Origin of the sequence: Micromonospora sp. NPDC020750 (assembly GCF_044334565.1) — a bacterium.
Classification (GTDB): Bacteria; Actinomycetota; Actinomycetes; order Mycobacteriales; family Micromonosporaceae; genus Micromonospora.
This window is the reverse complement of sequence record NZ_JBIRTH010000001.1, coordinates 414,657-435,484: the sequence shown is the minus strand read 5'-3', so window position 1 is coordinate 435,484 and position 20,828 is coordinate 414,657. Positions and strand designations below refer to the sequence as shown.

General features: G+C 71.8%; 21 protein-coding genes. 11 read left to right on the top strand and 10 right to left on the bottom strand.

Translation table 11 applies throughout. The features are described 5' to 3' along the window. Positions 1-25: 25 nt before the first annotated feature. From ACH4T9_RS02115 to ACH4T9_RS02105, 3 genes are all read right to left on the bottom strand, one after another. On the bottom strand, positions 26-1,168 hold the full coding sequence (locus ACH4T9_RS02115; protein ID WP_396669356.1) for a geranylgeranyl reductase family protein: 1,143 nt from the start codon (positions 1,166-1,168) through the stop codon (positions 26-28). 69 nt (positions 1,169-1,237) lie between these two features. Next, complete coding sequence (locus ACH4T9_RS02110; RefSeq protein ID WP_396669355.1) at positions 1,238-2,098, bottom strand: hypothetical protein; 861 nt, start codon at positions 2,096-2,098, stop codon at positions 1,238-1,240. Between the two features lie 37 nt (positions 2,099-2,135). Further along, complete coding sequence (locus ACH4T9_RS02105; protein WP_396669354.1) at positions 2,136-3,980, bottom strand: phosphoenolpyruvate carboxykinase (GTP); 1,845 nt, start codon at positions 3,978-3,980, stop codon at positions 2,136-2,138. Between the two features lie 526 nt (positions 3,981-4,506). On the opposite strand from ACH4T9_RS02105, the gene ACH4T9_RS02100 reads away from it, so the two are divergent. The 3 genes from ACH4T9_RS02100 (at position 4,507) to ACH4T9_RS02090 (ending at position 6,802) form a co-directional block, all read left to right on the top strand. After that, a complete protein-coding gene (locus ACH4T9_RS02100; RefSeq protein WP_396669879.1) occupies positions 4,507-5,064 on the top strand; it encodes a GtrA family protein in 558 nt (185 codons plus the stop codon). A 62-nt stretch (positions 5,065-5,126) separates the two neighbouring features. Then, a complete protein-coding gene (locus tag ACH4T9_RS02095) occupies positions 5,127-5,843 on the top strand; it encodes a GtrA family protein (RefSeq protein WP_396669353.1) in 717 nt (238 codons plus the stop codon). An 8-nt stretch (positions 5,844-5,851) separates the two neighbouring features. Continuing rightward, complete coding sequence (locus ACH4T9_RS02090; RefSeq protein ID WP_396669352.1) at positions 5,852-6,802, top strand: MaoC/PaaZ C-terminal domain-containing protein; 951 nt, start codon at positions 5,852-5,854, stop codon at positions 6,800-6,802. Between the two features lie 49 nt (positions 6,803-6,851). On the opposite strand, the gene ACH4T9_RS02085 is transcribed toward ACH4T9_RS02090, so the two are convergent. Both ACH4T9_RS02085 and ACH4T9_RS02080 read right to left on the bottom strand, forming a co-directional pair. Further along, positions 6,852-7,424 (bottom strand): PH domain-containing protein, encoded by a 573-nt coding sequence (locus ACH4T9_RS02085; protein ID WP_396669351.1) that lies wholly within the window; start codon positions 7,422-7,424, stop codon positions 6,852-6,854. 90 nt (positions 7,425-7,514) lie between these two features. Beyond that, on the bottom strand, positions 7,515-8,390 hold the full coding sequence (locus tag ACH4T9_RS02080; protein WP_396669350.1) for a biotin--[acetyl-CoA-carboxylase] ligase: 876 nt from the start codon (positions 8,388-8,390) through the stop codon (positions 7,515-7,517). 107 nt (positions 8,391-8,497) lie between these two features. Between ACH4T9_RS02080 and ACH4T9_RS02075 the strand changes: the two genes are divergently transcribed. Further along, complete coding sequence (locus tag ACH4T9_RS02075) at positions 8,498-10,081, top strand: acyl-CoA carboxylase subunit beta (protein WP_396669349.1); 1,584 nt, start codon at positions 8,498-8,500, stop codon at positions 10,079-10,081. 64 nt (positions 10,082-10,145) lie between these two features. Here ACH4T9_RS02075 and ACH4T9_RS02070 read toward each other — a convergent pair whose 3' ends face one another. The 3 genes from ACH4T9_RS02070 to ACH4T9_RS02060 form a co-directional block, all read right to left on the bottom strand. Next, complete coding sequence (locus tag ACH4T9_RS02070) at positions 10,146-11,063, bottom strand: hypothetical protein (protein ID WP_396669348.1); 918 nt, start codon at positions 11,061-11,063, stop codon at positions 10,146-10,148. Then, positions 11,056-11,556, bottom strand: a complete 501-nt coding sequence (locus ACH4T9_RS02065; protein WP_396669347.1) for a SigE family RNA polymerase sigma factor — start codon at positions 11,554-11,556, stop codon at positions 11,056-11,058. The genes ACH4T9_RS02070 and ACH4T9_RS02065 overlap by 8 nt, the downstream gene beginning before the upstream one ends. Positions 11,557-11,683: 127 nt before the next feature. Then, positions 11,684-12,466: a M50 family metallopeptidase gene (locus ACH4T9_RS02060; RefSeq protein ID WP_396669346.1), complete on the bottom strand. Its 783-nt coding sequence runs from the start codon at positions 12,464-12,466 to the stop codon at positions 11,684-11,686. 174 nt (positions 12,467-12,640) lie between these two features. Between ACH4T9_RS02060 and ACH4T9_RS02055 the strand changes: the two genes are divergently transcribed. After that, positions 12,641-13,393 carry a GH25 family lysozyme gene (locus ACH4T9_RS02055; RefSeq protein WP_396669345.1) on the top strand — a complete coding sequence of 251 codons (753 nt, stop codon included), beginning with the start codon at positions 12,641-12,643 and terminating at the stop codon, positions 13,391-13,393. 102 nt (positions 13,394-13,495) lie between these two features. Here the strand turns inward: ACH4T9_RS02055 and ACH4T9_RS02050 are convergent, their stop codons facing one another. Both ACH4T9_RS02050 and ACH4T9_RS02045 read right to left on the bottom strand, forming a co-directional pair. After that, positions 13,496-13,738 carry a hypothetical protein gene (locus ACH4T9_RS02050; RefSeq protein WP_396669344.1) on the bottom strand — a complete coding sequence of 81 codons (243 nt, stop codon included), beginning with the start codon at positions 13,736-13,738 and terminating at the stop codon, positions 13,496-13,498. 122 nt (positions 13,739-13,860) lie between these two features. Beyond that, a complete protein-coding gene (locus ACH4T9_RS02045; protein WP_396669343.1) occupies positions 13,861-15,930 on the bottom strand; it encodes a protein kinase in 2,070 nt (689 codons plus the stop codon). A gap of 92 nt (positions 15,931-16,022) precedes the next feature. Between ACH4T9_RS02045 and ACH4T9_RS02040 the strand changes: the two genes are divergently transcribed. The 6 genes from ACH4T9_RS02040 to ACH4T9_RS02015 all read left to right on the top strand — a co-directional run bounded on the left by ACH4T9_RS02040 (position 16,023) and on the right by ACH4T9_RS02015 (position 20,810). Next, positions 16,023-16,235 carry an acyl-CoA carboxylase subunit epsilon gene (locus ACH4T9_RS02040; RefSeq protein WP_396669342.1) on the top strand — a complete coding sequence of 71 codons (213 nt, stop codon included), beginning with the start codon at positions 16,023-16,025 and terminating at the stop codon, positions 16,233-16,235. 87 nt (positions 16,236-16,322) lie between these two features. Further along, complete coding sequence (locus ACH4T9_RS02035) at positions 16,323-16,784, top strand: hypothetical protein (RefSeq protein ID WP_396669341.1); 462 nt, start codon at positions 16,323-16,325, stop codon at positions 16,782-16,784. Next, entirely contained in the window at positions 16,781-18,148 is a 1,368-nt protein-coding gene (locus ACH4T9_RS02030; protein ID WP_396669340.1) for a hypothetical protein, read from the top strand. The genes ACH4T9_RS02035 and ACH4T9_RS02030 overlap by 4 nt, the downstream gene beginning before the upstream one ends. Before the next feature lie 26 nt (positions 18,149-18,174). Then, entirely contained in the window at positions 18,175-19,308 is a 1,134-nt protein-coding gene (gene mycP / locus ACH4T9_RS02025) for a type VII secretion-associated serine protease mycosin (protein ID WP_396669339.1), read from the top strand. Between the two features lie 185 nt (positions 19,309-19,493). Next, complete coding sequence (locus tag ACH4T9_RS02020) at positions 19,494-20,150, top strand: Maf family protein (protein WP_396669338.1); 657 nt, start codon at positions 19,494-19,496, stop codon at positions 20,148-20,150. 9 nt (positions 20,151-20,159) lie between these two features. After that, on the top strand, positions 20,160-20,810 hold the full coding sequence (locus ACH4T9_RS02015) for an O-methyltransferase (RefSeq protein ID WP_396669337.1): 651 nt from the start codon (positions 20,160-20,162) through the stop codon (positions 20,808-20,810). The last annotated feature ends 18 nt before the right edge of the window (positions 20,811-20,828 follow it).

The following is a 20,828-nucleotide window of genomic DNA, read 5'->3' as shown; positions in this document are numbered from 1 at the left end:
GCAGAGTAGCGACCCGCCACCCGGATCAGTCCCGCGGTGGCCCATCCCGGGCCGAGAGGCCGATGCCGATCATCGCGAGGGTGCGTGCGTCCAGCCGGCCGTCGCCGAGGCCCAGCTCGACGACAGTGCCGAAGACCCGTTCGTCGCGGCGGGCCGCGCGCACCGCCCCGTCGACCACCCACCGCCGCCGGGCCAGCCGGGCCGCCGTCGAGCTGTGCCGCAGGTGGGTGCCGAGGCGACGGCGCAGGGCTGCGGCGTACCGCCGGGCGGCGGCGCCCGGGTCACCGGCCGCCGCCGCGCCGGCCAGCGCGCCGGAGAGCAGCGCGTAGAAGATCCCCTCCCCGGTGAACGGGTTGATCAGCGACAACGCGTCCCCGGCGAGCACCAGCCGACCCCGGCCCGGCGGCGGGCGGTGGGTGGACAGCGGCAGGTGGTGGGCGCGCAGGGCGGTCACCGCGGCCGGGTCGGTGCCGGGCAGGAGCGCGGCCAGCCGGTCCAGCAGGTGCGCGCGGGTCAGCGGCTCGCCCCGCAGCACCTCCCCGTACCCGACGTTCGCCCGCCCGTCGCCGATCGGAAACGACCACGCGTACGCCGGCCAACGCGGTGCCGAAGTGACGATGAGCTGCTCGGGCGGGCCCGGCCGGGCCGGGGCGTACCCCCGGACGGCCAGCGCCAGGTGGCGGTCCGGGTTCGGCGGGTGGCCGAGCGCCCGGCGGACCACCGATCCGGCGCCGTCCGCGCCGACCACCGCCCGCGCGGCGATATCGCCGTCGAGCACCACCCACCCGTCGCGCGCCTCGACCCGGCGCACGGCGTGCCGGCGCAGCTCCGCGCCGGCCGCCACCGCCGCCGCCACCAGCCGGGCGTCGAAGACCTTCCGGGGCACCGTGTACGCGGGCCGGGGCAGCGGCCGGGCCACCGCGCCGCCGTTGGGCCCGACCAGCCGCAGCCGGGGCAGCGGGGCGTACCCGTCGACGGCGTCGGTGACGCCCAGCCCGGCGAGGACATCCAGCGCGTGCGCGGCGATGCCGTCCCCGCACGCCTTGTCCCGGGGGAAGTCGGCCCGGTCCAGCAGCAGCACCCGGGCCCCGACCCGGCGGGCCGCCAGCGCGGCGGCCACCCCGGCGGGGCCCGCCCCGACCACCGCCACGTCGTACTCGTCGGTCATGCCGCCTCCCCTGCTCGGTGCGCTCAGCCCGGCACGCCCGGCCGACGCGCCACGCCCTGCCCGGTGCGCTCAGCTCGGCACGGCCGGTTGCTCGACCCGGCCGGCGCGCCACAACCCGTACAACGCCAGGGCGGCGGCGGCGAGCAACGGCCCGCCGTCGCGAATCAGGCCGTCGACGCCGAGCAGCCACCAGCACAGCGGCAGGTCGACGGCGAGCACGCCGAGGGTGATCGCCACCAGCAGCGACCGGGCCCAGCGCTTACCGCGCATGAGGAAGGCGGTGCAGAGCAGCACGAGGTAGCTGACCCCGATGCCGGCGGCGAACCAGAACAGCACGGCGGGCGCGGCGGCCAACCGGCCGTCCAGGATCGCGCCGGTGGCGACGAGGGCCGGGACCAGCATCAACGGGCTGTACGTGAACGCGGCGACCCGGCTGGTGAGCAGCCAGCCGGTGACCGGCGGGCGCTTCGGGGCGACCTCCCGCCAGGAGATCGTCCCGCCGGAGACGACCAGGCCCTTGCGGTGCCGGACCAGGTGGCCCGCGACCGCGTCCGAGCGGTACAGCAGCCAGACCACGGCCACGCAGAGCGCGGCCAGCAGGGCGAAGCCGAGCAGCCCGGGCAGTGGCGGCACGCCCTGCCGGGGCACCACCAGCCGGCCCACCGCGAAGACCGTGGTGACGGCGAGGATCAGCCCGAACGGCCGGGCCACGGTGCGGCCCCGGCGGACGTGCCCGATCAGCACCAGGAAGCCGAGCGAGCGGAGCATCGCCCAGCCGGTGCGTACTGCGAGCCCGAACTCCTGCTCCGGGGCGTACCACCAGTTGAGCAGCTCGACCACGACGGTGGCCGCCGCCGTCACGGCGAGCAGGATGGTCAGCGCCCGGACGGCGGACGGCCGCCGGACCTGGGTCTCGACGGCCGTCCTCATGGGATCAGATGATGCCCTGTGCGGGGGCGGATCACACCTACCGCGTCGGCTGCTCCGCGTCGAGCCGGGCGCGCAGCGCGTCCAGCTCGGCCCAGAGCACGCCGGGGAGCTTGTCCCCGAACTTCTCGAACCACTCGGTGATCAGCGGCAGCTCCTCGCGCCACTCCGCCGGGTCGACCTTCAGCGCGATCCGGACGTCCTCCGGGGTCATGTCGAGGCCCTCGATGTCCAGCGCGTCCTGCGCCGGCACCATGCCGATCGGGGTCTCCACCGCGTCGGCCCGGCCCTCCAGCCGCTCGACGACCCACTTGAGCACCCGCGAGTTCTCGCCGAAGCCCGGCCAGAGGAAGCTGCCCTCGGCGTCCTTGCGGAACCAGTTGACGTAGTAGATCTTCGGCAGCTTGGACTCGTCGCCGTCGGTGCCCTTGCCCATCTCGATCCAGTGCCGGAAGTAGTCGCCGGCGTTGTAGCCGATGAACGGCAGCATGGCCATCGGGTCGCGGCGCACCACGCCCACCGCGCCGGACGCGGCGGCGGTGGTCTCCGAGGACAGCGTCGCGCCCAGGTAGACGCCGTGCACCCAGTCCCGGGCCTCGGTGACCAGCGGGATGGTGTCCCGGCGGCGACCGCCGAACAGGATCGCGTCGATCGGCACGCCGTTCGGGTCGTAGTAGTCGTCGGACAGGATCGGGCACTGGGTGATCGGGGTGCAGAACCGGCTGTTCGCGTGCGAGGAGAGGCTGTCGCTCTGCGGCGTCCAGTCGTTGCCCTTCCAGTCGACCAGGTGCGCCGGCGGCTCGCCCATCCCCTCCCACCAGATGTCGCCGTCGTCGGTGAGGGCGACGTTCGTGAAGACGGAGTTGCCGCGGTCCAGCGTCCGCATCGCGTTGGCGTTGGTCTTCCAGTCGGTGCCGGGGGCGACGCCGAAGAGGCCGTACTCGGGGTTGACCGCGTAGAGCCGGCCGTCCTGGCCGAAGCGCATCCAGGCGATGTCGTCGCCGATGGTCTCGACCTTCCAGCCCGGGATGGTCGGCTCCAGCATGGCCAGGTTGGTCTTGCCGCACGCGGACGGGAACGCCCCGGCGACGTGGTAGACCCGCCCCTCCGGTGAGGTGATCTTCAGGATCAGCATGTGCTCGGCGAGCCAGCCCTCGTCGCGCCCCATCACGCTGGCGATCCGCAGCGAGTAGCACTTCTTGCCGAGCAGCGAGTTGCCGCCGTAGCCGGAGCCGAAGGACCAGATCTCCCGGGTCTCCGGGAAGTGGGAGATGTACTTCGTCTCGTTGCACGGCCAGGTGACGTCCTGCTGGCCGGGGGCGAGCGGCGCGCCGATGGAGTGCAGCGCGTGGACGAAGTCCGCGTCGTCGCCCATCGCCTCCAGGACCTTCGAGCCCATCCGGGTCATGATGCGCATCGAGGCCACCACGTACGGGCTGTCGGTGATCTCGACGCCGAACATGGGGCTCTCGGCCTCGACCGGGCCCATGCAGAACGGGATGACGTACATGGTGCGCCCGCGCATGCAGCCGCGGTACAGCTCGGTCATCGTCCGCTTCATCTCGGCCGGCGCCATCCAGTTGTTGGTGGGGCCGGCGTCCGCCTCGTCCACGGAGCAGATGAAGGTGCGCTCCTCGACCCGGGCGACGTCCGACGGGTCGGTGCGGGCGTAGAACGAGTTGGGCTTCTTCTCCGGGTTGAGCCGGATCAGGGTGCCGTTGTCGACGAGCTCGTCGGTGAGGCGGCGCCACTCCTCGTCGGACCCGTCCACCCACACGACCCGGTCCGGGGTGGTCAGTTCCGCTACTTCTCGGACCCAGGTGAGCAGTTCGGGGTGGGACGTCGGGGCCTGATCGATACCCCGAACGGTAGCCGGAGCAACCATGACACATCTCCTTGTGGTCGACGCTGACCGATCTATGGGATGCACGAGTTGGGACGGCGCGAGGCGTCGCCTTCGTGGAAACCTGGGATTGGCCTCAGCGTAAACCGGGCGACGTCGCGAGTCAGTGGGACTGGTTGTGAAGAACTGCACAAGGGGCGGCCACGCTGCGGCATCACGATCTAATACCCACTTTCACGCGCAGTTTCACGCAAATTCTTTGGCGAACCTTGGCCGAGGTCACCCGCCGCACGGGCGACTTCGGGTCAACGGCGCCGGGGTGGTACGGGCGGCCGGCGCGTTGACGCGGCAGGACCGACGCCGGAACTGCGCAACGGGTGAGCCGCATCCATTCGGCAACCCATCCACAATTGGCGCACCGTGGGTTACGGTGTGCTCACCGATGCGCGTCGGCCTCCCGGCGGCTCAGGCTGGCCCCGCGTCCCCGCAGCGCGCCGGGCGGCCGGACCGTCCGCTGGTGCCCGCCTCCGGCGGATGTAACCGGTACGCTCGGCGGGTGGCCGCGACGATGACCGGGGACCAGTCAGGCCCCCCGCCGACCCGCCCGGGTCCGGTACGCACCCTGATCGACCGTTTCGGTCATCTGGTCCGCGAGCTCAGCAAGTTCGCGACCGTGGGCAGCGTGGCCTTCCTCGTCGACTTCGCCCTCTTCAACTACCTCGTCAACGCCCGGGGCTTCGAGCAGGTGACCGCGAAGACGATCTCCACCGTGATCGCCGCGACCGTCGCCTTCGTCGGCAACCGGTTCTGGACGTGGCGGCACCGCCAGCGCTCCAACCCGGCCCGCGAGTACGCGCTGTTCTTCTTCTTCAACGCGGTCGGCCTGGGCATCGCGGTGGCCTGCCTGGCGATCAGCCGGTACGGCCTCGGCGCCCTCTGGCCCGGCGTCTTCCAGACCGCGCTCGCCGACAACGTCGCCAGCTTCATCGTCGGCACCGGCCTCGGCACCCTGTTCCGGTTCTGGTCGTACCGAAGGTTCGTCTTCGTGGAAGCGGGAACCCAAACCGTCGAAGCGGGAACCCAGACCGTCACGGGAGCGGCGCTCGACCGGGAACCCCGGGCGTGACCTGCCGCCCCTCTCGTCCGCCGGGCCGAACCGGCCCCGCCCACTCGCCTAAGGTGTTGCCCATGCGTCTTGTCCGTCTGCTGCCTGAGCGCTGGCAGAAGTTCATCCATGAGGCGCTCAAATTCGGCATCGTCGGCGGCATCAACACCGTCATCAATTACGCGGTGTTCAACGCGCTGGCACTCACCGTCTTCCGGGAGGGGCAGCTCAAGGCGACTGCCATCGCCACCGTGGTGGCGACGATCACGTCGTATCTGATGAATCGCCACTGGACGTACCGGGATCGCCCAAAAGCGGCGCTACGTCGAGAATACGCCCTTTTCTTCCTGTTCAACGCGACCGGATTACTCATCGAGCTCGGCGTCCTGGCGGCGGCCAAGTACGGCCTCGGCATGACCAGCCTGCTCGCCCTGAACGTGGCGAAGACCGGCGGCGTGCTGCTGGCCACCCTCTTCCGCTTCTGGTCGTACCGGACGTTCGTCTTCCAGCCCGCGCCGGCCGAGCCACAGGCCGATACCTGGCACACCATTCCCCGAGACGAGTGGGACACGATGGCCGAAATGGACCCGGTCGCCGAGCTGGCCGAGTCGGTCAGCGAGCTGGAGGAGGCCGAGCCAGGGCCCGGCACCCGCCTGCCGGCGGGCCGCCGCGACGGCACCGCCCCGACGCAGGGGCGTCCCGCGCCGACCGACGCCGCGCTCGGGGCCACGCTCGACGGCGAGCTGGCGGCGGAACTCGCCGACGAGCTGCACGCCGGCACCCGCCGGCGCCGGCGGTGAGCCGCGACGTGACCGACATCGCCACGCCGGGGACCGACCCGGACCGCCCCGGCCCCACCACGCCGCAGCCCGGCCCCGATCGTCCCGGCTTCGCCGGGCCGAGGACGGGCCCTGCCGGCACCGGACCAGCCGCCTGGGATCAGGTCGGGCCGACCGTCCCGGAGCAGGCCGGCGACCCCGGATCGGCCGGCCCACAGCAGACTGGCCCTGCCGGCACCGAACCGGCCGTCCCGGACCAGGCCCGACCAATCGTCCCGGACCAGACCCGACCGGCCGGCCCGGACCAGACCCGACCAATCGGCCCGGACCAAGCCCGACCGGCCGGCCCGGACCAGACCCGACCAATCGTCCCGGAGCAGACCCGACCGGCCGGCCCGGAGCAGGCCGCTCCCGGTGCGCCGCCGACGCACCACGAGAGCTCCGCCGCCATGCCGGGCGGCAGCGCCGTCGCGTCGTCCCCGGTGGGCCTTCCGGTGCGATCGGGCACGGGCGCACCGGCCGAGCTGTTCTTCGAGGACCTGACTCCCGGGCGTACCTTCGATCTGGGCGTGGTGTTGGTGGACGGCGACGAGATGGTCGCCTTCGCCCGCCGGTTCGACCCGCAGTGGTACCACGTCGATCCCGAGCAGGCCGCCGCGAGCCACCACGGCGGGCTGATCGCCAGCGGCTTCTACACGGTCAGCCTCTTCATGCGGGCGTACGTCGACCACGTGCTGGCCCGGGCCGCGGCCGACGCCTCCCCCGGACTGGAGGAACTGCGCTGGCTGGCCCCGGTACGGGCCGGCGACCGCCTGACGGTGCGCCTGGACGTGGCGGGCAGTCGCCCGTCCGCCGCCCGGCCGGGGCTCGGCACGGTCAGCCTCACCGGCACGATGTTCCGCCTCGGGCCGGACGACCAGCCGGACCGAGAGGTGCTCCGCACCCGCTTCCGCGGCTGGTTCACCCTCCGCCCCACCTAACCGACCCCGGCCCCCTCCCGCTGCGGGAGGGGGCCGGTGCGGGGTGAGGTCAGGAGGTGGGGTCTCGGAGGGGTTTGCCCTCGCGCATGTCGGCGAGGATCTCGCGCATCTCGCCGTCGCCGAGGGAGTGCCGGTCGTGGTGCGCCTCGACCAGCTCGTACAGCTTGGTCTGCACCCGGTCCACCCCTGGGACGTCGGTCAGCATCGACTGGCCGCGCTCGCCGGCCGACTCGATGGTCAGCGTGCCGCAGCCGAGCAGCCGCTCGACGAAGCGCTGGCTCATCGCGTGGTCGTTGATCCGGGTGAGCGGGATGTCCCGCCGGTCCCGGGAGAGCACCCCCTGCTGGAGCAGCACCCGCTCGTTGGTGAACAGGTAGTGCGTGCTGCGCCAGACCAGGAACGGCCAGAGCCCGAACCAGAGCACGAGCAGCAGGGCGAGCCCCGCGACCACGTACAGGGCGATGGTCGAGGCCTCGCCGTCCGGGAGCAGGATCCAGGCCGCCACCACTGCGGCGACGGCGAGCACCAGCACCAGCACCGGCCGCACGACCGACCTCCAGTGCGGATGCAGGTGCAGCACGACGTGCTCGTCCTCGGTGAGCACGTCTTCGGGGAACGCCACGGGAACCTCCTCGCAGAACGGACGCGCTGACCGTAACCGGTCGACGCCCACAGTTGGATCAGCCGGTGCGGTGGTTCCCACCGTGGCGGCTCAACGCAGGTGCAGGACGTCGCCGGCCGCGAGGGCGCGCGGACCGGCGGGGGTGTCGACGATGAGCTGGCCGTCGGGGTCGATGCCGGTGGCCGTGCCCGTGACCTCGTCGCCGCCGGGCAGCAGCACCCGCACCGGCCGACCGACGGTGGCGCAGGCGGCCAGGTAGGCGTCGCGCAGGCCGCTGGCCAGCGCATCCCCGCCGGCGGAGCGCCACCGGTCGTACCAGTCGGCGAGCGAGCGCAGCAGGGCACGCAGCAGTGGGTCCCGGTCGGTGGCGGTGGCCCCGGCCAGGCGCAGCGAGGTGGCGGGCAGACCGGTCGGGTTCTCCGGCAGCTCGCCGGCCCCGAGGGTGACGTTGAGGCCGATGCCGAGCACGACCGCCGTCGGCCGGTCCGGGGCCGGGCCGGGCACCGCCTCGGCCAGGATGCCGGCGCACTTCGCGTCGCCGACGAGCAGGTCGTTGGGCCATTTCAGGGCGGCGTCCAGCTCGGCCAGCCGGGCCACCGCCTCGACCAGTGCGACGCCGGCGAGCAGCGGCAGCCAGCCGTACCCCGAGGCGGGGGCCGCCGGCCAGCCGCGCTCCGCGACCGCCTCGCCGGGCCGCAGCAGGACGCTGGCCGCGATGCCCGCGCGGGGCGGCGACTGCCAGGACCGGCCGCGCCGACCCCGACCGGCGGTCTGTCGCTCGGCGACCACGACCAACCCTTCCGGCTCCCCCGCCTGGGCCGCCTCGGCGACGTCAGCGTTGGTGGAGCCGGTCTCGTCGCGCAGGTCGAGGTGCCGCCAGGGCCCGTGCGGGGCGACCAACGCGCGGCGCAGCCGGGCCGCCGACAGCGGCGGGCGGTCCAGGTCGGTGTACGGGGAGCCGGGCATCCCGCCAGCCTACGGCCCGCCCCGGCGGCCGGCCGGGTCCCGTCGGGGAGCCCGTACTGAGGCGCACTACACACCGCGCCGGCCTGAACCATCGTTATATTCCCTGGGTGACTACCGAGACCGGGATCAACATCCACAGCACCGCCGGCAAGCTGGCGGACCTGGAGCGACGGGTCGACGAGGCGGTGCATGCCGGGTCGGCACGGGCGGTCGAGAAGCAGCACGCGCGGGGCAAGAAGACCGCCCGGGAACGGATCGAGATGCTGCTCGACGAGGGCTCCTTCGTCGAGCTGGACGAGTTCGCCCGGCACCGGTCCACCAACTTCGGCCTGGAGCACACCCGCCCGTACGGCGACGGGGTGATCACCGGCTACGGCACGGTCGACGGCCGGCAGGTCTGCGTCTTCTCCCAGGACTTCACGGTCTTCGGCGGCTCCCTCGGCGAGGTCTTCGGCGAGAAGATCGTCAAGGTGATGGACCTGGCCATGAAGATCGGCTGCCCGGTGGTCGGCATCAACGACTCCGGCGGGGCCCGAATCCAGGAGGGCGTCACCTCGCTCGGCCTCTACGGCGAGATCTTCTTCCGCAACGTGCGGGCCAGCGGCGTCATCCCGCAGATCTCCCTGATCATGGGACCGTGCGCGGGCGGCGCGGTGTACTCCCCGGCGGTCACCGACTTCACCGTGATGGTCGACCAGACGTCGCACATGTTCATCACCGGCCCGGACGTGATCAAGACGGTCACCGGCGAGGACGTGGCGATGGAGGAGCTGGGCGGCGCGCGGACGCACAACTCGCGCAGCGGCAACGCGCACTACCTCGGCGCGGACGAGGAGGACGCGGTCGAGTACGTCAAGGCGCTGCTGTCGTACCTGCCGTCGAACAACCTGGACGAGCCGCCGGTGTTCGAGGCCCCGGCCGACCTGACGGTCACGGACGCCGACCGCGAGATGGACACCCTGATCCCCGACTCGGCCAACCAGCCGTACGACATGCACCGGGTGATCGGGCACGTCCTCGACGACGGCGAGTTCCTGGAGGTCCAGCCGCTCTACGCGCAGAACCTGGTGGTCGGCTTCGGTCGGGTCGAGGGCCGCCCGGTCGGCGTGGTGGCCAACCAGCCGATGCACTTCGCCGGCACCCTCGACATCGCCGCGTCGGAGAAGGCCGCCCGGTTCGTGCGTACCTGCGACGCGTTCAACGTCCCGGTGCTGACCTTCGTGGACGTCCCCGGGTTCCTGCCCGGCACCGGCCAGGAGTGGGACGGCATCATCCGCCGGGGCGCCAAGCTGATCTACGCGTACGCCGAGGCCACCGTCCCGAAGGTCACCGTGATCACCCGCAAGGCGTACGGCGGGGCGTACGACGTGATGGGCTCCAAGCACCTCGGCGCGGACCTGAACTTCGCCTGGCCGACCGCGCAGATCGCGGTGATGGGCGCGCAGGGGGCGGTGAACATCCTGTACCGCTCGGAGTTGGCGAAGGCCGACGACCCCGCCGCCGTGCGGGCCGAGAAGATCGCCGACTACGAGGACACCCTGGCCAACCCGTACATCGCCGCCGAACGTGGGTACATCGACTCGGTGATCTCGCCGCACGAGACGCGTACCCAGATCGTCCGCGCGCTTCGGGTGCTGCGCACCAAGCGCGAGACGCTCCCGCCGAAGAAGCACGGCAACATCCCGCTGTAGGCGGGTGGCAGGGCTCCTGTCGGGCGCACGTACCCCCGGCAGGAGCCCCGGCGGACGCCGGTTCTCAGCAGGACGGGTTGGCGGCGACGCACAGCCGTCGGGCGGCGGTACGACCCAGTTCGAGCAGCTCCGCGTCGCTCGTGGAGCCGGCGATGTTCGGCCCGTCGACGCCCAGCCCGGACGCCGGCACGATGACGGTGACCAGGTCCCCGACCCGGACGACCATCCGGGTCTCCGAGGGGTACCGCACGTCCAGGGGCTTGCCCGTCGCGACGTCCACCGGCTGCGACAGGGCCTGCCGCAGCAGGACCGCCTCGTCGCCGGCGAAGTCGCGCTCGACCGCCCGCCAGGTGTGCGCCACGGAGGCCGTGACGGTGCCCGGGCCCCACGGCCTGGGTGCCACCTCGGTCCAGCCGGCGCAGGCGGTCACGATGCGGTCCAGCCCGGTGAAGAACCGGGCGGACGCCTCGGGGGCGAGTCGGTAGACGTCCTGGGTGAGCACCAGGCCACCCGACGACCAGGCCTGACCGGGCGTGTCCTTCTGCAGCAGGGCCTGCGAGCGGGAGTAGCGGGACACGGTCTGCTGCCCAGACAGTCCCCTGCCGTCGGCGCAGACCTCCAGCAGCGGGTCCACCTGGACCTGTTCCCCCAGCCCCGTGTCCCCCAGACGCACGTAGCTCCGCACGCCGACGTCGGCCGGCTCCAACAGCGCCTCCTGCGGGATCTCGGCCTGCCCGGACGGCTCCGGCTCGGGCTGGAACAGTCGCCGCTCGGCCCAGGACGACAACGGCGCGACCGCGTCGTCCCGGCCGCCGACCGTCACGGCGGAGACCGAGGCGACGGCCAGCACGGCGATCGCCGCCGCCACCGCCGTACGCCGGCTGCGGCGGCGGGCCCGGGCCCGGATCTCCGCCGGCTCGGGCCAGCGGACGTCCCGCAGGTCCCGGTGCATCCGTTCGGCGAACGTCAGGTCGTCACGCATCGGCGGCCTCCTCCAGGTCAGAGACGGCGAGCAGCCCGGCGAGCGCGGCCCGCCCCCGGGAGAGTCGGGCCTTCACCGTGCCGACCGGGGCGGCGGTCTCCCGCGCCACCTCGGCGACCGGCATGCCGAGCAGGTAGTACAGGGCGAGGGCGACGCGCTGCTCCTCGGGGAGCCGGCGCAGCGCGGCCACCACCGCGACGGTGTCGGTGCTCGGCGCGGGCGTAACGTCGTCGACGCCGTGCCGCAGGTACGCGCGGGCCCGGCTGCGCAGGCTCCGCCAGCGGCTGACCGCGATCCGGGAGGCGACGACCCGGACCCACGCCTCCGGGTCGTCGTAACCGCGCACCGTGGACCAGCGCTGCCACGCCCGGATGTACGCCTCCTGCACCGCGTCCTGCGCCTCGGCGAGGTTGCCCGTGAGCGCGAAGACGAAGCCGAGCAGCCGCTGCCGGCTACCTCGGTAGAACTCGTCGAACCCGTCGACGTCCGGCACCTGCCACCTCCCCCGTGTCGGTCGCAGTGGACACGCACGGGCCGGGTGGCGCGGTTGCCGGATCAGCCGACCGGATTTCCGGCCGTCCCGTCGACCGGGGCGGGAAGCTCCGGGGTCGCGGCGGCGATCAGGCGTCGAGGCCGACGCGCGGGAACCCGCCGGCATCGGTGAGGATCGGGCCGGCGTCGGTGAGGATCGGGCCGGCCAGCAGCGCCGCGCCGACGACCAGGGCGAGCAGGTTGACCAGCGCGAACAGCGCCACCCAGAACAGCGGCGGGAACGGGGTGAGCCGGGCGAGCTGGTCGGCGTCGGACTCCGGCATCCGGCCCCGGGAGCGCATCCGCTGGAGTTCGACCACCGGCCGTACGCCGCCGAGGAGCAGGAACCAGACGCAGGTCCAGGCGAAGGCGGCCTGGACCTGCGGGGAGGCGTACCAGGACACGGCGAGCACCACCCCGCCGGTGACCAGCAGCGACAGCGCCCCGAAGACGTTGCGGACCATGACCAGCATGGCCAGCAGCAGCGCCACGGCCACCCAGAGCAGCAGGGTGATCCGGTTGCCGCCCAGCAGCCAGGCGCCGGCGAGGCCGATCAGCGACGGGGCGACGTACCCGGCGAGCAGGGTGAGGATCATGCCGGGCCCGGTCGGTCGGCCCGCCGAGAGGGTCAGGCCGGAGGTGTCCGAGTGCAGCCGGACGCCGTGCAGCCGGCGGCCGGTGAGCAGGGCCGCGAGGGCGTGCCCGCCCTCGTGGGCGATGGTGACGGCGTTGCGGGCGATCCGCCAGGGCAGCCGGGTGGACACCACCACCAGCGCCACCGCGGCGGTGACGAGGACGAGCAGCGGTGGGGGGTCGGGCTGCGCGGTGAACAGCCGGTCCCAGAGCGTGCCCAGCCCGTCGATCGACACCATGGGGCGCGAGCCTACCGGCCCCGGCCCGACCCGGCCACGCTGCGCCGCCCCGGCTGCGGCGCCCGCACCGGCATCCCCGCCGTGGATGAAAATTTCTTTACTGTCTATTGCGATTCAGGGCAACGAGCTTCAAAGATGTCTATCTATAGATTGGTGCCCCTGAGGAGGAAACCCATGATCCGTACCGGACTCACGCTGCGCCGACTGATCGCGGCGGGGATCACCGCCGTGGCGGCTGCGGCCACCGCCCTCGTCGCCACCGCGGGCCCGGCGGCGGCTGCCACCACCCCCGGGATCGACGTCTCGAACTACCAGGGGGCGATCAACTGGACCAGCGTGCGTAACTCCGGCATCCAGTTCGCCTTCATCAAGGCCACCGAGGGTACGAGCTACAAGGACCCCCGGTTCAACGCCAACTACGTCAACGCCTACAACGCCGGGGTGATCCGCGGGGCGTACCACTTCGCCCGGCCGAACATCTCCTCCGGCGCCACCCAGGCCAACTACCTCGCCAGCAACGGCGGCGCCTGGTCGGCGGACAGCCGCACCCTGCCGGCCGCGCTCGACCTCGAGGGCAACCCCTACGCCGGCGGGTACTGCTACGGCCTCAGCACGACCGGGATGCGCAACTGGGTCCAGGACTTCCTGAACACGTACCGGGCCCGCACCGGCAGGTACGCGGTCATCTACACCACCACGAGCTGGTGGAACCAGTGCACCGGCAGCTGGACCGGCCCGTGGGCCAACCACCCGCTCTGGCTCGCCCGCTGGGCGAGCACGCCGGGTACCCTGCCGGCCGGCGCACCGTTCTACAGCTTCTGGCAGTACACCGCCACCGGGGCCGTCTCCGGGATCAGCGGCAACGTCGACCGCAACTACTGGAACGGCGACCGCACCCGGCTGATCGCACTCGCGAACAACTCCTGATCCTGGCCCCCGGGGAGGCCGTCGGCGGCAGCGGGACCGGATTCGACCGTACGGTCGACGTCCGTTCCGGCTGCCGCCGGTTCGTCGCCCGGGCGGCCGGTGTCAGGCCCTTCGCCGCGACACCACCGGTGCCGCTACCCGGGCGTGAATCCCGCCCTGCCGGGCCGGCGCACCCCGCCGGGTCATCCGCCAGGCGGCCACCCCGGCGACGGTTACGGTCACGACGCTGAGCAGCGCGAACAGCACCGGAAGACCTGCACTCACCAGCAGCAGCACCACGTCGCCGAGGGCGACGAGCATCCACAGTGCCAGCCGGGGTCGAGTGTCCCTGATTCGGTGTCCCATGTCGTACCTCCTTCCGTCGTGGAGGTCATGTACCCCGCGTGACGGAAGGTCATGCAAGTCAATTTCGCGCGGATGAGAATTGCGCCGCGACGCGGCGGTGTTCCACCGCCCGCAACCGCCGGTCAGTCCTTCCGGTCGGGCTCGAAGTTCTTCGCGATCAGATCGAACTCGTCGAGGTTGGCCGCCCACTCGGAGGCGGGGACCTCCCAGCGGATGGCGTACCCGCGGTTCTTGGCCGTCACGAAGCCGCGGTTGCGGACGTGGAGGCGGGTGTTGTCCCGGGTCTCCAGCCACTCCCAGTCCGCGCAGGTCTTCCAGAAGCCCGGGACGGTGCGGATGCCCAGGTTCTTGTAGTTGTTGACTCTCGTCCGCCGGTCGCCCTCGATGGCCCGCCACGCCGCTGCGGCGTCGCGCTGGGGCCTGTCGGTCCGGTCGATGGTCACCTCGCGGACCCCGTTCGGCTCCCGGAACTGCACCCACGTGCTGCCCGCGCTGCGCCGCCAACCCTTCGGCAGCGGCATGCTGAAGCCGGTCGGATCCTTGTGCAAGGTCCACCCGTCGGGCAGCACCAGCCCGGTCGGGCTCGGCGTCGGCGGGGCGGCGCTCGTCGGCGACGGCGCGGGCGCCGAGGTCACCGGCGCCGACGGGGCGGCGCTCGTGGCACCGGCCTGCGGGCCGCCACCCTTCTCCGGATCGTCGTCGTTGCCGAGCAACGGGACCACCACCACCAGCAGCCCGATCAGCAGCACCGCGACCAACGCGCCGATCAGCAGGTTGCGCCGTCGGTGATCGGGCTTGACGCCCGCGACGACGGCGGCCCGGCCCGACGAGACCGGCGGAGGGCTCACCGGGGCCGACATCACGGACGTGGCCCGCTCACGGGGCGGGATGGGCGGCGAGACCGGCGCGTCGGCGGCCGGCTCGACGCGCGTGTCATCGACGGCACCGCCCCGCGCGGTCGCCGGCTCGGACAGCTTCGCGGTCGGCTCGGACAGCTTGGCCGTCGGGTCAGCGGTCGCCCCTCCCGCGCCGGCAGCCGTCGCCGGCTGGTCGAGGACCGGACCCGGTTCGGTGACCTTCGCGGTCGGATCCGCGTCGGTGGGCGGCGTCGTCCGGTCCACCTTCGCGGTCGGATCGGCGTCCGCGCCGGCGGGGACCTTCGCGGTCGCGTCGCCGCCGCTCGCGCCGGCCGCCCCCGAACCGGCTGCCGCGGCAGCGGCGAATCCCGGGGTACGCGGCGTGGGTGGGGTGACCGTCCGTTCCGTGGGCTGCTCGGCCGGGCGCGGGGCCGGTACGACCGCCGGGCGCGGCTCGCGCGGGCCGTTCGGCCCCGGACGGCGTACGCCGTCGAGCAGTGAGATGCCCTTCGCCCGGCGGCCGGCGGCCCGGCGCAGCAGCCGCTCCGCAGCCACCGCGTCCATCCGCTCGGCCGGGTCCTTACGCAGCAGGCCGGTCAGCACCGCCTTGAGCGGGCCGGCGTTCTTCGGCGGCGGCATCGGCTCCGTGGCGAGCGCGGCCAGGGTCCCGATCGCCGACGGCCGGGCGTACGGCGACTTGCCCTCGACCGCCGCGTAGAGCGTCGCGCCCAGCGACCACAGGTCGGCCTCCGGCCCGGCGGTGCCGTCCCTCGCCCGCTCCGGGGCGATGTACGCCGGGGAGCCGAGCACCATGCCGGTCCGCGTCACGTTCGGGTCGCCGGGGATGGTGGCCAGCCCGAAATCGGTCAGCACCACCCGGCCGTCGTCGCCGATCAGCACGTTGCCGGGCTTGACGTCGCGGTGCATGACGCCGGCCTTGTGCGCCGCATTCAACGCGCCGAGCACACCGAGGCCGACATCGATCGCCTTGGCCAGCGACACCGGCCCGTCCTCGGCCAGAATGTCCTGAAGGGACTTCGACGGCACGTACTCCATGACGATCCACGGATCACCGTCGGTACGCAGCACGTCGAAGATGCGGACCACGTTGACGTGGTTGAGCCGCGCGATCGCGCGGGCCTCCCGCAGCGAGCGTTCCCGCATCTCGCGGCGCTCCTCGGCGGTGAGGCTGGGCGGCGGGACCAATTCCTTGATCGCCACGTCCCGGTGCAGCACCTCGTCGCGCGCCTTCCACACCCGACCCATGCCACCCTGGCCGAGCGGCGAGATGAGCCGGTACCGGTCGGCGACGAGTTGGGGAAGCGGGTTCGACATCGCAGGAGACGGTACCCGGCGGCGGCTCGCCGTACACCGCCGGCACGCCACAGTGCGGCGAAGGTCAAGTTCGCGGCGCGTACGCTGAGCCCATGTCTGCCGAAGAGCCGCTGTTGCGGGTTACCCGGGGTGTGCCGACCGCCGAAGAACTGGCCGCCCTGGTCGGCGCGGTTGTCTCCCGGACCCGCCCCGTCGCCGCAGCCGGACCGGTCGGCGCCTCGATCTGGACCCGCAGCAGCCGACCGGCCACAGCGACGCCCGCCGCCGGCCCCGGAGCGTGGCGGGCCTCCGGCCTGCCCCGCTGACTTGAGGCGTGCACGGGGCTGCCGGACGTCACTGGCACCCGTTAACCTCACTCAGGGACACGGTGCCGTGACAGGTAGGGAGGGCCGATGATCCCCGAGGAGGACCGCCCCGCGCCCTGGTTGAGCGACTACGGGGGCATCGAGGCCGACATCCGCCAGCTGCGCGACTTCGCCGACAGGCTCCAGGCCGAGGTGGAGCGGAACTACACGCCCCACCTGTCGTACATCGCGGACGACATGAAGGCGAAGATCCCCAACCCCGCTGACGCCTTCGTGGAGCTGGTGCAGTTCCTCCAGGCCCACAACGAGACCCAGCAGGCCACGGCCACGATGGTCTGGTCCGTCGGCGGTGCCACCGGCCGCCTGGCCGCCGCGGCCGGAAGGATCGCCACGAAGTACGCCGACACCGACGCCTTCTCCGCCGCCCGCGTCTCCGACGTCGAGCGCGCCCTGGCCGACCCCAGCGTCGTCGTCCCGACCCGCCTCACACCGACCCTGCCCGACCCGACCGGCCCCGACAGCGGGTCGGGGCGGGTGGTGCTGCCGTGATCGAGCGGGGCAGCGGCCGGACGTCCGGCCTCACCCAGTGGCTGCTGATGGACCTGCTCAGCATGTGGGCGTGCATTCAGGACCACGACACCGCCGGGCACTGGAAGCAGGTCGCCGGCTGGCGCAAGGTCTGCGACCTCGCCCAGGCCCACCTGGGCCGACTGAAGGAGTACCGGCGCGGCCTGGCCGAGGCGTGGCCACCGGCGACCAACGCCGCCGCCCGGGCCTACCTGGGCGAACTCGACGGCCTCATCGACAAGGTGCAGCGCACCCACGACACGGCCGCCGCGAACTACGACGCCCTCGCCGCGGCCACCCGCGCGATCAGCAGCGCCCGCGTCGAACTGAAGCCGCTCCACGACGAGTACGTGACCAAGCTCCAGCAGAAGCGGACGTACGAGGCGACAGTGGCGGACCCGAAGGCTGCGATGGGCAGCCGGGTACCGGACAAGCCGGTGACCGACGTCGACCTGGAACGACTCAACGCCCAGGCCCGGACCCTGATGTACGGCCTCAGCGGCGAACTCCAACAGGCCCAGGTAATGCTCCGCCAACCCCCGCCCTTACCCAAGACGCCAAGACAGCCGGACAACCCGGACGTGTACGCCAGCGACGCACCGATCATTCCACCCATCGTGCCAAGATCTATGACACCTTCACGATCAGCACTGGTGAAGAATGGACTGCCCAAAAGGCCAACGACTCACGTTGCAACACCACAAATCGTTGGTCCAGTGCTCGGCGGAGCAAGCACCGCCCATGCGTCAATCCCGGGAAGCCCGACGCCAGCAAGCGGCCCATCGAGCCCACCCGCCACCACCTCGCCCACATTCGGACTACCAGGAATTACACGGCCAGTCACTAACGATTCTAATCGCTCAACTCCCTTTAAGCCGACCCACGAACAGATTCCCACACCAAGGCATACCACCAAGAATAGCAGCAGCCCTTCACTGTCCAACCCAACGAGGCCGCTACCACCTGGCGGAATAATCGGCGGCGCGCCCGGATTTGGCATTGGTCAACCAGGAGGCACCAACTTGCCTCGCAAGGTCAACCCGGTCGGTGGCATCATCGGTGGTGGCGGCGCTGGCACAGCACCCACCGGAGCCGCCGGCTCCAGACCAGGAAACGGACGCAGCAATCAATTTGGCCCCCTCCATGGGATATCCCCGAACGGCGGCAACTCTGGACCAAGGGCCGCCAATAACCAAAATGGGGAACAAGGAAAGCCCGGCGAAAGTCCTTCCTCCTGGGATCCGGAACATCCCTGGGAGACCCTCAAGGGGGTACCACCAGTGGTCCGCCACATCGAAGACGAGGGCACCATCGATCCAGGGCCAGCCCTCGGCTTCGACCGATGACTCATTTCTCGCTAGCTAGCCTTACGATGGCAACCTTCTTGACCATCGCAACTTCACTCATCAATCCAACCAGCGCCACCTCCAACTCGAGCAACGCAGAGAAGATCAGAAACGATCAGTGGCACCTGCGCTTCCTTAAAGCAGCAGAGGCGCAAGGTATCAGTCGAGGCAAAGGCACAATCGTTGCCATTCCCGACACAGGCGTATTTCCACACCCAGACCTTGAACATAATCTACTCCCAGGAACCGACGTCTCAGAAGGTGGGGACGGCCGCAGAGATGACGATAGCCATGGAACCTCGATGGCTGGCCTGGTTGCCGCTCACGGTACTCCTAAGGGGTTAGGCGCCCTTGGAATTGCACCAGAAGCCAAGATACTGCCCATACGATCAAGGCAGATAGATGGCAAGGGAGACACCGAAGAGCTTGCTGCTAGCGTCGAATGGGCGACATTAAACGGTGCCGACATCATCAGCATCTCAGCAGTCGCTGGCGCGAGCCGGCGACTACAACAGGCCATCAGGACGGCACTCCAAGCAGACATCGTGGTGGTCGCAGCTGCCGGCAATAAGCCGTTTGACATAAGTATTGGCTATCCCGCATCAGAAGAAGGCGTGATAGCAGTAGGCGGCGTTGACCAGGCTGGAGAGCTTGCTGCTGTGTCGGTCACCGGACCAACTGTGGACGTCGTAGCGCCGGCTGTCGACATCTACAGCACCAGCTACGGCGGCAAGTACTCGAAGGGCACGGGTACCTCCAGCGCTACCGCGATCGTCGCGGGTGCTGCCGCTCTGATCCGTTCCAAGTACCCCGATCTCCCCGCCGCCGAGGTAGCGCACCGGCTCACGGCCACCGCCGTCGACAAGGGTCCGCCGGGCCGGGACGACGAGTACGGCTACGGCGTCATCGACCTGGTCGCGGCGCTGACGGCAGACGTACCCCCGCTGGGTTTCGAATCGGCGACGGCGCATGCCCCGGCCGGGTCCGGGCCGGTCACGACGGCGGTCGCGGAGCCGGCCGGCAACGACGGGGGCGACGGCGGGGCGACTGCCCGAGGACTGGCCACGTTGGGCGTGATCGTGGCCGCCGGGGGTGCCTGGGCGCTGGTCGCCCGACGGCGGCGTCGTGGCGAGGACCCGCCGCCACGAATCAGCCGGTGAGCGGCCGACATCGGATCGACTGTCCGGCGCTTCTGCTCAACTCCACGTCGTGAAGTGGGCGGCATTCGGGGCACTGGGACACCGTCACTGGAACGGAGTCGGTCGGAGGCGGGCCCGGGGGCGGAAGAACCAATGGCCGGGTGCCGCGACGCGTGGGGGCGGGGGTAGCCGGTAGCGTCGGATTCGTGCCGAACTCGATGCCGCTCCGTCTCGTGCTCGCCTCGGCGAGCCCCGCCCGCCGCAAGCTGCTCCACGCCGCCGGGATCGAACCCGACGTGCTGGTGAGCGGGGTCGACGAGTCCCAGGTGGTCAGCGAGAGCGCCGAGGAGCTGTGCCTGGAACTGGCCCGGCTCAAGGCGCAGGCGGTCGTCGGCCGGATTCGGCCGTCCCCGGACGAGCGGACCCTGGTCCTGGGCTGCGACTCGTTGCTCGCCTTCGACGGCGAGATCCTCGGGAAGCCGGCCGACGCGGCGGACGCCGTCGGGCGCTGGGAGCGGATGCGGGGGCGCAGTGGGGTGCTGCACACCGGGCACTGCCTGATCGACGTGGTCCACGAGTCACGCGCGGAGGCGGTCGCCTCGACGACCGTCCGGTTCGCCGACGTCAGCGACGACGAGATCGCCGCGTACGTCGCTACGGGCGAGCCGCTCGCCGTGGCCGGGGCGTTCACCATCGACGGACTGGGCGGGGCCTTCCTCGACGGGATCGACGGCGATCCGGGGACGGTGGTCGGGCTCTCCCTGCCGCTGCTGCGCAGGCTCCTCGCCGAACTGGACCTGCAGATCACCGACCTGTGGACGAAGATCGCGCCCGGCGGCCAGTCGGTCGAGCCGCTCGGCTAGCTTCCAGCCATGAGTAAATCGCTGCCGCTGACCCCGGAACTGCACGCGTACATCGTGGCCCACGGCTCGGCCCCGGACGAGGTGATGGGCGACCTGGTCGAGGAGACCCTCGCCGCGCTGCCGGCCCAGGCGGGGATGCGGGTGGCGCCGGAGCAGGCGGCGTTCCTGACCTTCCTCACCCGGCTGCTCGGAGCGCGGCGGGCGGTGGAGGTGGGCACCTTCACCGGACTGTCGTCCCTGGCGATCGCCCGCGGGCTGCCCGAGGACGGGCGGCTGACCTGCTTCGACATCTCCGAGGAGTACACGGGCATCGCCCGGCGGTACTGGGCGCGGGCCGGGGTGGCCGACCGGATCGAGCTGCGCATCGGGCCAGCCGGGGAGACGCTGCGCGAGTTGCCGAACGACCGGCACCTGGACTTCGCGTTCATCGACGCGGACAAGACGGGGTACCCGGTCTACTGGGCGGAGTTGGTGCCGCGGATGCGTCCGGGTGGGATCGTCGCGGTCGACAACACGCTGCGCGGGGGCCGGGTGCTCGCTCCGCAGAACGCCGATGACCGGGCGATCGCCGCGTTCAACGACGAGATCATGGCCGATGTCCGGGTGGAGACGGTGCTGCTGCCGATCGCCGACGGGCTGACGCTCGCCCGGGTGCGCTGACCGTCTCCGGGCCGTCCT

Bases quoted from the DNA above. Each gene is read 5' to 3' on its own strand.
- ACH4T9_RS02060 (WP_396669346.1), bottom strand. From the start codon at position 12,466: ATGGTGTCGATCGACGGGCTGGGCACGCTCTGGGACCGGCTGTTCACC.
- ACH4T9_RS02100 (WP_396669879.1), top strand. From the start codon at position 4,507: ATGACCGGGGACCAGTCAGGCCCCCCGCCGACCCGCCCGGGTCCGGTA.
- ACH4T9_RS02015 (WP_396669337.1), top strand. From the start codon at position 20,160: ATGAGTAAATCGCTGCCGCTGACCCCGGAACTGCACGCGTACATCGTG.
- ACH4T9_RS02035 (WP_396669341.1), top strand. From the start codon at position 16,323: ATGATCCCCGAGGAGGACCGCCCCGCGCCCTGGTTGAGCGACTACGGG.
- ACH4T9_RS02105 (WP_396669354.1), bottom strand. From the start codon at position 3,980: ATGGTTGCTCCGGCTACCGTTCGGGGTATCGATCAGGCCCCGACGTCC.
- ACH4T9_RS02045 (WP_396669343.1), bottom strand. From the start codon at position 15,930: ATGTCGAACCCGCTTCCCCAACTCGTCGCCGACCGGTACCGGCTCATC.
- ACH4T9_RS02040 (WP_396669342.1), top strand. From the start codon at position 16,023: ATGTCTGCCGAAGAGCCGCTGTTGCGGGTTACCCGGGGTGTGCCGACC.
- ACH4T9_RS02055 (WP_396669345.1), top strand. From the start codon at position 12,641: ATGATCCGTACCGGACTCACGCTGCGCCGACTGATCGCGGCGGGGATC.
- ACH4T9_RS02110 (WP_396669355.1), bottom strand. From the start codon at position 2,098: ATGAGGACGGCCGTCGAGACCCAGGTCCGGCGGCCGTCCGCCGTCCGG.
- ACH4T9_RS02080 (WP_396669350.1), bottom strand. From the start codon at position 8,390: ATGCCCGGCTCCCCGTACACCGACCTGGACCGCCCGCCGCTGTCGGCG.
- ACH4T9_RS02070 (WP_396669348.1), bottom strand. From the start codon at position 11,063: ATGCGTGACGACCTGACGTTCGCCGAACGGATGCACCGGGACCTGCGG.
- ACH4T9_RS02050 (WP_396669344.1), bottom strand. From the start codon at position 13,738: ATGGGACACCGAATCAGGGACACTCGACCCCGGCTGGCACTGTGGATG.
- mycP (WP_396669339.1), top strand. From the start codon at position 18,175: ATGGCAACCTTCTTGACCATCGCAACTTCACTCATCAATCCAACCAGC.
- ACH4T9_RS02115 (WP_396669356.1), bottom strand. From the start codon at position 1,168: ATGACCGACGAGTACGACGTGGCGGTGGTCGGGGCGGGCCCCGCCGGG.
- ACH4T9_RS02095 (WP_396669353.1), top strand. From the start codon at position 5,127: ATGCGTCTTGTCCGTCTGCTGCCTGAGCGCTGGCAGAAGTTCATCCAT.